A 13,001-nucleotide genomic window follows, 5' to 3' on the forward strand; every position below is an offset into this window, starting at 1 on the left:
AACGCAGCACGGCATGAAGATTCTGTACGCCACCGGCCTCTCACCAAACGATACCTCCCTCTATCGCCTTTGGGCCTTGGAGCGCCTCGGCCACCAGGTCATTCCATTCAACGTCTTCGACTACGAGTCCAGAAACCCAATCATTCGCAAGGTAAACCAGCGCCTGGTCATGGGACCCTCCGTGGCGCGACTCAATGGCGATCTCATCAAAATCGCAGCAGCAGAAAAACCTGACATCCTCTGGACGGACAAGCTTCTCTACATTCGGCCCAGTACGCTCGATCGCATGCGTGCGATGAATATCGCCACTGTCAGTTACATGATCGACAATCCGTTTGGAACCCGCCAGGACCCAGGCTGGCGCCTCTACATGAAGGGCATTCCCCACTATGACCTTCACGTCGTCCAGCGCGACAAGAACATTCTCGATTACAAATCGCGCGGTGCCCGCGACGTCATCAAAATTCAGACCGCCTACGAACCAACATTGCAATTCCCCCCCCCTGACGGCTGGTCCGACGCCAATCGCAATCGCGAGGTCTCCTTCATCGGAACGCCCTACGACGACCGCGCCCAGACCCTCACCCGCCTGTCGCAGGAGTGCAAATTTCCGGTCGTGATCTCCGGCAATCCACGCCAGTGGGCTCGCGCTATGCAACCGGCCGCGTACAAAGCCCTCTTCAACGGCGGGGAACTCTTTCGCGACGAATACCGCGAAGGCATCTGGAAGTCGAAGATCAATCTGAGCTTCATCACTCACTCCAACTGCGACGAGTTCGTGCACAAAAGCTTTGAAATCGCCGGGTGCGGAGGCTTCCTGCTCGCTGAGCGTTCCGACGGCCACATGCAGCGCTTCAAAGAAGACGAAGAGGCTGTCTTCTTCACCGGCTTCGAAGAGTTAGTCGCGAAGATCCGTCGTTATTTGCCCGACGAGTCGGCACGTCAACGCATCGCCGCTGCTGGTTGCGTTCGCGCAGCACGCGATGGTTACTACAACGACCGACAGGTCGAGTTGATTGTAGAGCGCGCGCAATTGATCCTTCAAAAGTTGAAGCCTTCTGCCAAAACAGAGCACGCAGGCAGTCGGTGATTCACGATCTACTTCATGACGCGCCTGCCGTTTCCACTGCGGACATCTGCATCATCGGTGCGGGGGCCGCAGGTATCACGCTTGCGGTAGAGTCTGCACAAAAAGGAAAAAAAGTCCTGCTGCTCGAAGGCGGCGGCGCGACCAGGGAAGACTCGTCGCAGTCCCTCTACGACAGCGAGATCGTCGGCCTTCCCCATCGCGGCATCCACACTGGACGCATCCGCGTAAAAGGAGGCACAACGGTCCGCTGGGGAGGCCAGATCCTCGAACTCGACACTCTCGACTTCACCCCGCGCCCCGGCGTCCCCGAAAGTGGCTGGCCGTTTCCAAAATCCACCCTGACACCTTTCTACGAGCGGGCTCTCTCGCTCGAGGGCCTCGCCAAGGTTGAACGCAGCGACGCCGCCGTCTGGCAGGATCTCGGCCTGCCTTTCACCCAGTACGACAATCTCGAAGCCTACCTCTCGCGCTGGTGCCCCGAACCGAACTTCGCGCGGCTTCATCACAAAACACTCGCCGAACATCCCAACATCCATCTCTGGCTTCACGCGAGCGCCGTCGAGCTGATGACCGAGGGCCCAGCCGCTACTGGCCTTCGCGCGCGCACCCTCACCGGCATGGAAGCCGTCTTTCGAGCCCCGCACTACATCTTTGCGTTGGGCGGTATCGAGAGCTCGCGCTTCTTCCTGCAGCCTCGCCCCGGCGGCCTGCCCTGGAACCGCTCCGGCCTCCTCGGCCAACACTTTCAGGATCACATCGACTGCAACGCCGCCGCCGTCGAACCGCTCGACCCGGAGCGATTCCACGACACCTTCGACCCCATCATCACCCACGGCTTCAAATACCTCCCCAAGCTGCGCCTCGTCCCGCAGTCGCAGGCCGCACACGGCACCCTCAACATCGGCTCGACCATGTCCTTCGAGGACACAGGGAAGGTCCGCGGCCAGGCAAAAACAACCGTTCGCAACCTCATTCGCGCCCGCTTCAGCGAAGTGACCCGCGACAATCTCCAGCACACAGCAAAGCATCTGCCCATGCTTGTCCACCAGGCCTGGCGTTACAAAGTCCAGCGCCGCGCCTACAGCCCACCCGAAGTTCGCATCTTTCTTCGCGTCCACTGCGAGCAGGAGCCCACCTCGAGCAGCAGCATCACCCTTACCGATCAGCGCGACTCGCTCGGTCTCTTCCGCATCCGCTTCGACTGGCAGATCTCGGAGAGGGAACTGGACACCATCAGACAGTATGTCCTCATCGCCCAGCGCGTCCTCGCCGGTCTAGCTCGCATCATCCCCAACGAAGACCTGATGTCCGGCAGTCCCAACTTCCTCGCCCGCTGCGACGACAGCAACCACCACATGGGCGGCATGCGCATGTCCACCTCCGACGCCACTGGCATTGTCGACACCGACCTCCGCCTCTACGGCCTCACCAACACCTACATCTGCAGCTCTGCCGTCTTTCCCAGCTCTGGATTCTCGAACCCAACCCACACCGTCCTGGCCCTCGCCCTGCGCCTCAGCGACCACCTCTCCAATACGCGCAGTACCTGATTGCAACTTCCGCTCATTCTTCACCGTCAAACTGCTGGAAGGCGTTCTTCAGTAGAGACAGGCCATGTCCATTCGCTTAGCTCACGCTGCGCTGGCTGTTTTACTCTTGGCAACCGCACTCTCCACCCTGGCCCAATCTCCTGGCCAGTCCGGCTTCACTCTGCACGCCCGAGCCCGCGTTGTCCTCACCGACGTCACCGTCACCGACAAGAACGGCAACCCGGTCCACAATCTAAGCCGCTCCGCCTTTCACATCTTCGACGACAAAAAACCGCAGGACATAGGCTCCTTCGAAGAGCACACCGGCGCACAGGCCGCCGTCATGCCGATCGCCGCACCAGCCGCCCCGCACACCTTCAGCAACGACTACCTGCTCCACCCTCCGCCCGCCTTCAACGTCATCGTCCTCAATACCGATAGCATCGACGTCGTCACGCAGATGTACGTCTACAAGCAGCTCACCGACTTCATCGACGCTCTGCCGCCGCAAAACTCGCTCGCGATCTTCGTCCACGGTGGAGAGTTCAGTCTCCTCCTGCAGAACTTCACCACGGACCACGCACTTCTGCACGCCGCCGTTCGCAAAGCCGTACCCGTCGTACGGATGCCCGAGATCCGGACTCCAGCAGAGCTAGCCAATCGTTCCTGCGAGGCTATGCACGAGATCGCCGTCTATCTCGGCCAGCTTCCGGGTCGAAAAAATGTGCTCTGGTTCAGTGCGGGCTCCGCTCTCGCCGACCCGACAAAAATACCCACCGTCGACTATGGCGCCCTTCGCATCATCTACGATGAGCTCGAAGCCAGCCGCATCGCGCTCTATCCGATCGACGTACGCGGTGTCGAAGCAGGCCTCTCCCTCGAGACCGTCCTGATGGACGAGGAAGCCAAAGCTACCGGCGGGCGCGCTCTCTACGCCAGCAACGGCCTCGCCCAGTTCTCCTTGAAGACCATCGCCACCGACGCCGACTTCTACACGCTCTCCTACTCGCCGCGCGACTTCAAGCAGGACAATAAGTGGCACAAGGTTAAGGTCACCCTCGATGGCGGACCCTACACCCTCTCCTACCGAACCGGCTACTTCGACGACGGAGCCAACGCCTCCGACCCGAGTGACGTAAAGAAAGTGCGAATGCTCCTCACCTCCAACGGCGAGAAGTTTCAACTCCCCGGGAACTACGACCAACCCATCATTTTCCAGGCCGAGGTGCAGCCCGCATCATCAGTATCCCTCCCAGAAAACACCTCCACAGTCCCCGAGAAGAAAAACGAGGCAATCTACAACATCCGCTACACCGTGCCCGCAGCAGACTTCGTTCAGCAGAACATCCCCGGCGGGCAGCGCGTCCAGATCGGAGCCGGCGTCGTCGCCTTCAATCAGTATGGCCGTCCTGTCGGACACATCAGCCAGAAGTTCACTCTCAGCTTCGACTGCGACAAACTCAGCAAAGCTCCGAACGGCAAGATCTACTTCGACCAGCAATTCAGTATTCCCAAGGGACAGAACTACCTCTTCATCGCCGTCTGGGATACACTCGGCGGCCGTCTCGGCACCGTTCAGATCCCCCTAAACGTCGCTAAGCGAGTAGAACCACCCCACGATCAAACCGGCCAGCCCAGGCCCTGACCGCCATCACAACAGTCACTTCCCATCTCTCTCCACTTGAGCCAGAATCATCTGGAATGCAACTCATCGAATTAGCCGATACCGGCCGCACCACCACCCGCCTCGGCTTCGGCTGCTCCAGCCTGATGGGCGCCATGGGCCGTCGCGCGTCGCTTGCCATCCTTGAAGCAGCCTACGACGCGGGCATCCGCCACTTCGACGTCGCTCCCATGTACGGCTACGGCGAGGCCGAGAGCTGTCTTGGCGAATTCCTCCAGCGCCACGCCCAGATCACCGTCACCACAAAATACGGAATCCCTCCCGGGAAAAAGCCCTCTCTGATCTCAGCCGCCCGCCGCGTAGCAGGGCCGATCATCAAGACCCTCCCAAGCCTGAAGCACCGTCTCGCTCAAGCGGCAAACGCCGCCACGCGCCCCAGCGAAAGAGCCACCTTCACACCGCAGGAAGCGAAAGCCTCTCTTGAACACAGCCTCGCCGCACTACGCACCGACCATATCGATGTCTGGTTACTGCACGAGGCCTCGGCCGCCGATCTTCACGACGACGCCCTTCTAACCCTCCTCGAACGCGAGAAGCAAAGAGGAACGATCGGCACCTTCGGCATAGGCAGCGGCGCGGACAAAATCCCCAGCCTCCTGGCCGAGCGTCCCTCGTACTGCCGTACCCTCCAGTACGAATGGTCCGTTCTAGACGCAAACGTAGAGGCCGCACGTGCCGCCCCGGCACCGCCCTTTCGAATTCATCACCGCACTCTAACCGAAAACTTCCGCTCGCTCCACCGCGCTCTTACAGAAAACAGGGAACTCTGCAAACGCTGGTCCGCGTCGACGAACATCGACCTCAGCAACGCGAACGATCTCGCCCGCCTCATGCTGAAGGCTGCGCTTCTGATGGATCCGGCAAGCATCATTCTCTTCTCTTCGAAAAACTCGCACCACATTAGCGCCAACGCAAAACTGGCTGACGACCGAACCCTCGAAGCTCCCGCAGCCGCACTCTACCGCCTCGTACAAGCCGAACGAGATCAGCTCTTCCCAAGCCAGCCAGAAGCAACCTAGCTACCTATCTCAAGGATCATCTGCTCTCCCTGCGCCGGGGCAGGAAGATGAGTTAGCCTGTTAGAGGCGGACCAATAGGTCCTCCCCAAAAGCACAAATTTCACCTCACTCGTCCGCACACAAGGATAAGCAATGAGCGCCTGGCGCACCTGGAGAACCCGACTCATTCTCATCTTCGCGGTGCTTGGTCCTGGCTTTATCACGGCCAACGTGGACAACGACGCGGGCGGCATCCTCACCTACTCCGCCGCGGGCGCGCAGTTCGGCTACACACTTCTGTGGACGATGATCCCAATCACCCTCGCGCTCATCGTCGTGCAGGAGATGTGCGCCCGCATGGGCGTAGTCACCGGCAAAGGCCTCAGCGACCTCATCCGCGAAGAGTTCGGGCTCCGCATCACCTTCGTCATCATGATCCTTCTGGTGGCGGTCAACTTTACCAACGTGGTCACCGAGTTCTCCGGCATCGCAGGCAGCATGCAGCTCTTTCACGTCAGCAAATATCTCAGCGTCCCCATCTGCGCGGCCATCGTGTGGGTGCTTGTGGTCAAGGGCGACTACAAGAGCGTCGAAAAGATCTTCCTTATCGCCAGCGTCTTCTACATCGCCTACATCATCACCGGCGTCCTCAGCGGCCCTGACTGGCATCTTGCTATGGTGGAGACAGTCAAGCTGCCTCCACGCAACGTCTGGTCAGACAAGGACTACGTCTACACAACCGTCGCAGTCATCGGCACCACCATCACTCCATGGATGCAGTTTTATCTACAGTCCTCCATCGTTGAAAAGGGTGTCAGCATCCGCAAGTACAAAACCTCGCGACTGGACGTCATCGTAGGCTCTATCTTCACCGACATTGTGGCCTGGTTCATCGTAGTGGCGTGTGCCGCCACCCTCTACACCCACGGCATCCGCCACATCTCCGACCCGTCAGATGCCGCTGGTGCGATGAAACCGCTGGCAGGCCAATATGCTTTCATTCTCTTCGCTGCTGGCCTCTTCAACGCGTCCCTCTTTGCAGCGTCGATCCTTCCCCTATCGACCGCCTATACCGTCTGCGAGGGCCTCGGCTTCGAGAGTGGTCTGGATAAGAGCTTCAACGACGCGAAGTTCTTCTACTGGCTCTACAGCGTGCTGCTCTTCGCGGGCGCGGCCATCGTGCTCGTCCCGAACTTTCCCTTGGTGAAGTTCAGCATCCTCTCGCAGGTGCTAAACGGCATTCTTTTGCCCCTGGTCCTGGTCTTCATGTTGAAGTTGATCAACAAGCACGACCTCATGGGCAGCTACACCAACAAGCCCTGGTTCAACGTCATCGCATGGACGACCGTCGTCATCGTCACAACTCTCTCGCTCATCCTCGTCTGGAATACACTTCACGGCTAGACCGCCGGTTTTGTTTTTCTTATCCAGCTCCAAAACCGTGTCATCTCGACCGGAGGCGGCGCTCTTGCCGCCGCAGTGGAGAATCCCCGGCATTTCGCTCTTCTTCTCGGCTATGCTGCTTGTTCTCGCAGTGTCTCTTCCGCGTTCGACACCAATTGAAAACAGATCACTCCTACAGCAGCTTGCCTTCTGAGAGATCCCGAATCAACCCAAGATCTGCCGCGAGAAAGTCATAGCCCGGCAGCTCCGTCAATGGAGCCCATCGCATATCGTTGAAGATTCGGTTCTCCAGCGCGCCATCGAACTCCTGCACCACAAAAAACTGAAGATCAATCGCCCCGCCGTTCCGGTATTTGTGCCTCACCCGCGCCACTCGCCGGCCGATCACTGCCGTAATTCCCAGCTCCTCATTCAGCTCGCGAGCCAGAGCGTCCTCCGACGTCTCACCGGCCTCGATCTTCCCACCCGGGAACTCCCACTTCAGACTCATCGGCTGGTCCGGTTTCCGTTGACAGATCAATACTTCGCGTCCACGGCCGCCTTCACTCGGCTCCCCACGCAGAATCAGAGCCGCAACCACCAATCGGACTGGCTTCTGTACAGTGGCTTCAACATGCTCCTCGAGTTTGCGGATCGGCTCTCTCACCTGACTACAGATTAGACGATATTGGCAGCCCAAAAGCTTCTATTCGCTTTACTTAGGCCGGACGAACTGTTGCAGGATAGTAAACCGGCCAGCCTTCCTGCGCACTTCGCTCAGACAGAGCCGCGGAAGGATTTACGGGAAACGCTCGTCGTGCGATGGCCAGCATCGCCGCGTCGTGGACCGAATTCCCGAAGACCGCATCCGGCGCTGTCACACCCGCCCGCTTGAGCGATGCCACCTTGCCCTCGTCTGTCGGAACATCCAGAATCGTATCGGTCACCACCCCGTCCTTCACCTGTACCCGAGCCGCCAGCACCCGCTCAGCCGGAATCCCAAAGCGCTTCATTCCCTCTTCAATCACCCAATTATTCGTCGAGCTTACCGCCCAGATATCGACTCCTTTGCCACGAAGCTCGTCCACCAGCTCCTTCATCTCGGCAAAGATGTTCGGCTCAATCTGGCTGGCAAAGAAGTTCTTCGCCGCCCGCCGCAGCTCGTCTTCGCGCAGCCGCTGGTACATCTGCACCATCTCCCCACAGATCGCCACCTCAGACACTTCACCCTTCATATATCCGCGATATCGAGAGTCGATCCAGTCCGTCGCCTCTCGCGAGACAAGCCCCGTCTCGATCGTCCACTTCATAAAGCCGGTTCCGGCGTCTCCCGACCAAAGCGTTCCATCGCAATCAAACACGGCAACGGACGGAGAGAGGGAATAAACCGCCGAATGAAACTCCGACGTACTCAGGCGATTCACTGAAACAATATGGCTCACGATCTTAACTCTACTTTTCTGCGCGTCTCTTCCGCGCGTTGGCAAATGCGTCGACGGTTATATCTTCAATTTTACTACTCGCTCTACCCAAACATCGCCCTCTTCTGATCGCAGTCACGTCTGAAATATCTAAAAAGATCTTCTGAAAGACGTAAATTGTTCGGAAAATATCACAAACTTTAACCTTTTTTTGATCTTGCAGCTGCGAAGCTCGTTCCTACGCAAACGTACTAATCGCTTGAGGCATCTCAACGGGTCGAGGAGCACTTATGAGCGAGTTCAAACAACTTACCGGCACTGAAGGTCTCAAGAAAATTGGTTCACTCATCGAAGACATTCCGATTGCCATGCTTGTCACAACCGGAGAAGACGGCTCCTTCGAAAGCCGTCCTATGGCAACCCACATCAAAAACTTCGACGGTACCGTCTGGTTCTTGACCCCACTAAAGTCCGAGAAGGTTCACGAGATCAAAGATGACTCTCACGCCACTCTCGTCTTTTCCGACGCTGCCAACGCAAAATACATCTCCGCCAAAGGACGCGCCTACGTCAGTCAGGACCGGGCCAAAATTCACGAACTTTGGAACTCGATGTACAAAGCCTGGTTTCCCGCCGGCGAAGACGATCCCAACATCGCAGTCCTTCGCGTCGACATCACCGAAGCTGATTACTGGGAAGCTTCTTCCAGCAAGATCGTACGAGGCATCAAATACCTCGCCGCAGCTGCAACCGGCGGCAAAGTCGACGTCGGCGAAGCAGGCAAAGCCGTAATCGCCTAAAGCCCAGTGGGAGCCGCCATTAGATCGGCGGCAACCCCTCCACCACGCTGACCCCGTCCGGCGGAACGAACGCAAAGTCCGCATCCTTCACTGGCACGTTCTCCTGCATCCCCGAGAAAGCAAACTCCGTCACCGCACCATCCACCTCTTCGAGCTTCATCCGCTCAATCGCCCCACCTGCCGTCACCCACAGCGACAACAACTTCACCCTTTGCGCCATCCCTTTCGGCACGCCCGAGATCCGAAAACCCGCTCCATCCGCAGCCACCGTCAGGTTGTCGAGCTCTTTCTTCAGCTGAGTGTGCCCGAGCAAAAACCGCAGCGGCGACCGCAGATCATCCAACTGCTTCGCTGGCACCCGCGTCGCCTGAGCATCCCCTGGCGTATAAAACCAAGCGAACTTCCCATCCAGCACAAACACCTTACCGACAGGCGCAGCGTAGCTCCACCGCATCCGCCCCGGCTTCTTCAGTAGCAGCGTACCTTCTTCCGAGCGATTCATCCCCATCCCCGCATAGCTCTCGGTGTAATGAGCCCGCAGGGAACTCAGATGGTTGTAGTGATCGTCGACCTTACGCACCAACGCGTCGTTCTCCTGCGCAACCAGCGGAGCGCACAAGAACGACGCGACTAAGACAGCCTTGGCCCACATTACTGGATAGGCTGTGTGCAGTTGGTTCCACCTGCCGGGTCGTAGCGGATAGTGTTGTTCTCGTCCGTGCAGAAACCGCGGTCGCCGGTCTTTCCAATCGAGTTCGGCACCGCCGTAATCTCAAACGACGTGTACATATCCTGATTGTTCACCGTCACCTTGGTGCAGTTAGTGATTGCGAACGTATAGCCAGCCTTCTGCCCGCTCGCCAAATCCGGCGTAATCAGCTGCGCCGCCTGTGCCGTCGGCGCGCCAGACTTCGGATCGCCACCCAGCGTCGGCAACGAACAAGAAAACCCATTCGCCGGGTAAGCCGAGTTGTACTGCAGCTCCGCCTGTCCGATCGTTCGCAGCGACTGGACCGCCGACGTCTCCTGCGCCTGCTTCCTCAGCTTCAACAGCTGCGGAACCGCCAGCGTCATCAGGATCAGCATCACCGACATCACGATCAGCAGTTCGATCAGTGTAAATCCATCTTCGTTCCGTCGTACCTGTAGCCCTGCGCGCAACCGGTCCCGTGCATTCATTGTCTTTTTCAATCCTCGGCAATTCTCGTTCTCTACCACCGAACAAACTCTATCAGCAGGGAACTAGCAGGCCAAATCTTCCCGCTCGATCTCCATCGTGCCAAGATTTCCAAGGAGCGTCAACGCCATCATCTCCGGCCGGAACAGCTCCTGCGCCAGAACCTGCACATCGGCCGTCGATACGGCTTCAATCTCTTGCATAATCTCGTCCACGCCAAAGAATCGTCCAAAGTACATCTGCTGCCGCGCGAGATTCGCCATCCTGCTGCCCGAGCTCTCAAGCCCGATCACCATATTGCTCTTCAGTTGATCCTTGGCTCGCTTCAACTCCACTTCGCTGACCGTCTCTTCCTTCAGACGCCGCAACTCCTGCAGGGTAAGCTGCAACACCTCCTGCGTCTTATCCACCGAGGTTCCCGCGTACACGCACAGCGAGCCGGTATCGCGGAACGGGTTCATCTCCGAGTAGATCGAGTAAGCCAGCCCCCGGTCCTCGCGAATCGTCTGGAACAGCCGCGAGCTCATCCCGCCACCCAACATCGTGTTCATCAGGTAGACCACATAACGCCGCGAATCATTCACCGGAGGCGCCGGCATCCCCAGGCACAACTGAACCTGCTCCAGCGACTTCTTCCGCTTCAACGTAATGTGCGGCGTAGCCCTCGGCGCAGCTACCTTCGTCGGCACGCTATCCCCGCTGGCAGCCAGCGAGCCAAACTCCTTCTCCACCTGAGCCACAAAGGCATCGTGCTCCAGGTTGCCCGCAGCCGAAAACACCATATTCCTCGGCGTAAACTGCCCCGCATAAAAGTTCAGCAGCGTCTGCTGGTCGAAGCTCTTCACCGTCTTGACGGTTCCCAGAATCGGACGTCCCAGCGCGTCGCCCTTCCAGAAGTTCTGCGTCCACACCTCGTGCACCAGGTAATCCGGATTATCCTCGTCCATCTTGATCTCTTCCGAGATCACGCCCTTCTCGCGCTCCACGTCCTCAGGCGCAAAGGTTGGGTGCAACACCAGGTCCGACAGCACATCCAGCGCCGGCGCCACGTTCTCATCCAGCACCTTGATGTTGAAGCAGACTGTCTCCTTCCCGGTAAACGCGTCGAGATTGCCTCCAATCGTGTCCACCTCCCGGGCAATCTGCTGCGCCGACCGCGAGGTCGTGCCCTTGAACACCATATGCTCGACAAAGTGCGAGATCCCATTCACCTCTGCCGCCTCATCTCGCGACCCAGACCCAACCCAGGCCCCCATCGAGACACTGCGCACGTGAGGCATCTTCTCGGTCAGTACCAGCAAACCATTCGACAAAACAGTTTTGCGGATATTCCGAGAGGCATTCTTCGAAACTACGACATCTTCTACCATCGTTACAGACATGAGGCTCCTTCAGACTCCATTGTTTCACAGCGCCGCCTGCGCCATCTTTCGTACCTATCGGAGTAGACTTATATAGATGCTCCGGCAGTATCTCAAGCTTCTAATCAGTTTGATAAAAATAAATTAACTTATAATAATGAGCAATTTAGAAGAAATTTCAAATCTAAAGGTTGAGATAAAATCTCTCTTTGGAGCCTCGCTTTCAGAGCTGACCGGTCTGATGGAGAGCCTCAATCAGTCTGCCTACCGGGCACGCCAGCTTTGCGAGGCCCTCTACGTTCAGCGCGTCCCCTCGCTCGACCAGATCACCACCCTCCCAGCCGCCCTACGCGAGGAGCTCAAAGCCGCAGGCCACACCGTCGGCCTTCCGGAGCTCCTCCAGACCGCGCATTCCATCGACGGTACCGAGCGCTACCTGGTTCGCATGGCCGACGGCGAGACCGTCGAGACCGTCTGGATGCCCGGAGGCGACGGTGGCGAGCGCGGCGACGGCACCAAGGCCGCCGAGGAGGAAGAGCATCCCTCGCACGATGACGACGACTACAAGCGTGCCACCATCTGCATCTCCAGCCAAGTGGGCTGCGCCGTCAACTGCCAGTTCTGCCTCACCGCCAAACTCGGCATCCGCCGCAACCTCACCCCCGGCGAGATAGCCGGACAAGTTGCTGCGGTCCTCAACCGCCACAACGTTGAAGTCGGACGCGACCGAATCAACCTGGTTTTCATGGGCATGGGCGAACCATTTTTGAATTACATGAGCTTTATGGACGCCGTCCGCCTTCTCACTGGCCCCATGCGCATCCCCGAGTCCCGCATGACCGTCAGCACCTCCGGCATCCTGCCCGGTATAGAACAGTTCGCTCAAGAGACCGTCCGCCCCAAGCTGGCCGTCAGCCTCAACGCCTCCAACGATATTGTCCGCGAGTCCATTATGCCCATCACTCGCAAATGGAACATCGCCGCTCTACTCGAAGCCATCTCCACTGTTCCGCTGCGTCCTCGTGAACGCATCACCTTCGAGTACGTCCTGCTCGGTGGCATCAACGACCAGCGCGAACACGCGGACGAACTGATCGCCCTATTGAAAAATCTCCGCGCCAAAATCAACCTCATCGTCTGGAACTCTGGCCCCGGCATGCCCTTCCACGAGCCCACCCCACAGGATGTAGGCATCTTCCAAAAACGTCTCCGCGACGGTGGCATCCCCGCCTTCATCCGCAAGCCCCGCGGCCGCGACATCTACGCTGCCTGTGGTCAGCTCAAACGCACGCTCGAGTCCCCACCTCCCACGCCCCTCATCGAGATTGCCACGCTCTAAGCTGTCCTCCCGGACGGGGCCTCCTACGCGGAGGGCGGTCACTTCGTGACGTGTATACCGCTTCGCGTGGTCGCGAATTCCGACCAACGGGAGGACAAGGCGAAGCTTTAAAAAGGCGTGCAAACGCCCGCCCTCCGCGCAGGAGGCCCGTCCGGCAGGACGCGGTCTTTAGAAAGCTGTCAATCCCCAAAACGCCAGAACTCCTTGCCAGACAGGGAG

12 protein-coding genes are annotated in these 13,001 nt (G+C 58.5%); 7 read left to right on the top strand and 5 right to left on the bottom strand.

What is annotated here, in order from left to right; all coding sequences use genetic code 11:
* The first annotated feature begins 13 nt into the window (after positions 1 to 13).
* From HDF14_RS19750 to HDF14_RS19770, 5 genes are all read left to right on the top strand, one after another.
* Entirely contained in the window at positions 14 to 1,090 is a 1,077-nt protein-coding gene (locus tag HDF14_RS19750) for a CgeB family protein (protein ID WP_183980085.1), read from the top strand.
* On the top strand, positions 1,087 to 2,640 hold the full coding sequence (locus HDF14_RS27265) for a GMC oxidoreductase (RefSeq protein ID WP_183980087.1): 1,554 nt from the start codon (positions 1,087 to 1,089) through the stop codon (positions 2,638 to 2,640). Before HDF14_RS19750 ends, HDF14_RS27265 begins: the two co-directional genes overlap by 4 nt.
* 64 nt (positions 2,641 to 2,704) lie before the next feature.
* Positions 2,705 to 4,264, top strand: a complete 1,560-nt coding sequence (locus tag HDF14_RS19760; protein WP_183980089.1) for a VWA domain-containing protein — start codon at positions 2,705 to 2,707, stop codon at positions 4,262 to 4,264.
* 56 nt (positions 4,265 to 4,320) lie between these two features.
* Entirely contained in the window at positions 4,321 to 5,322 is a 1,002-nt protein-coding gene (locus tag HDF14_RS19765) for an aldo/keto reductase (RefSeq protein ID WP_183980091.1), read from the top strand.
* 132 nt (positions 5,323 to 5,454) lie between these two features.
* A complete protein-coding gene (locus HDF14_RS19770) occupies positions 5,455 to 6,705 on the top strand; it encodes an Nramp family divalent metal transporter (protein WP_183980092.1) in 1,251 nt (416 codons plus the stop codon).
* A gap of 172 nt (positions 6,706 to 6,877) precedes the next feature.
* On the opposite strand, the gene HDF14_RS19775 is transcribed toward HDF14_RS19770, so the two are convergent.
* Positions 6,878 to 7,351 carry a (deoxy)nucleoside triphosphate pyrophosphohydrolase gene (locus HDF14_RS19775; RefSeq protein ID WP_183980094.1) on the bottom strand — a complete coding sequence of 158 codons (474 nt, stop codon included), beginning with the start codon at positions 7,349 to 7,351 and terminating at the stop codon, positions 6,878 to 6,880.
* Between the two features lie 52 nt (positions 7,352 to 7,403).
* A complete protein-coding gene (locus tag HDF14_RS19780) occupies positions 7,404 to 8,126 on the bottom strand; it encodes an HAD family hydrolase (protein ID WP_183980096.1) in 723 nt (240 codons plus the stop codon).
* A gap of 269 nt (positions 8,127 to 8,395) precedes the next feature.
* On the opposite strand from HDF14_RS19780, the gene HDF14_RS19785 reads away from it, so the two are divergent.
* Positions 8,396 to 8,905: a pyridoxamine 5'-phosphate oxidase family protein gene (locus HDF14_RS19785; protein ID WP_183980098.1), complete on the top strand. Its 510-nt coding sequence runs from the start codon at positions 8,396 to 8,398 to the stop codon at positions 8,903 to 8,905.
* 19 nt (positions 8,906 to 8,924) lie between these two features.
* Here the strand turns inward: HDF14_RS19785 and lolA are convergent, their stop codons facing one another.
* The 3 genes from lolA to HDF14_RS19800 all read right to left on the bottom strand — a co-directional run bounded on the left by lolA (position 8,925) and on the right by HDF14_RS19800 (position 11,464).
* Positions 8,925 to 9,485: an outer membrane lipoprotein chaperone LolA gene (lolA, locus tag HDF14_RS19790; protein WP_313899646.1), complete on the bottom strand. Its 561-nt coding sequence runs from the start codon at positions 9,483 to 9,485 to the stop codon at positions 8,925 to 8,927.
* A gap of 71 nt (positions 9,486 to 9,556) precedes the next feature.
* Positions 9,557 to 10,096, bottom strand: a complete 540-nt coding sequence (locus HDF14_RS19795) for a prepilin-type N-terminal cleavage/methylation domain-containing protein (protein ID WP_260698420.1) — start codon at positions 10,094 to 10,096, stop codon at positions 9,557 to 9,559.
* Between the two features lie 51 nt (positions 10,097 to 10,147).
* Positions 10,148 to 11,464, bottom strand: coding sequence for a M16 family metallopeptidase (locus tag HDF14_RS19800; RefSeq protein ID WP_183980103.1), 1,317 nt, complete (start codon positions 11,462 to 11,464; stop codon positions 10,148 to 10,150).
* A 136-nt stretch (positions 11,465 to 11,600) separates the two neighbouring features.
* Here HDF14_RS19800 and rlmN point away from each other — a divergent pair, with 136 nt between their 5' ends.
* Entirely contained in the window at positions 11,601 to 12,782 is a 1,182-nt protein-coding gene (gene rlmN, locus HDF14_RS19805) for a 23S rRNA (adenine(2503)-C(2))-methyltransferase RlmN (RefSeq protein WP_183980105.1), read from the top strand.
* The last annotated feature ends 219 nt before the right edge of the window (positions 12,783 to 13,001 follow it).

It is taken from the genome of Tunturiibacter gelidiferens (assembly GCF_014201335.1).
Lineage (GTDB): Bacteria > Acidobacteriota > Terriglobia > Terriglobales > Acidobacteriaceae > Edaphobacter > Edaphobacter lichenicola_E.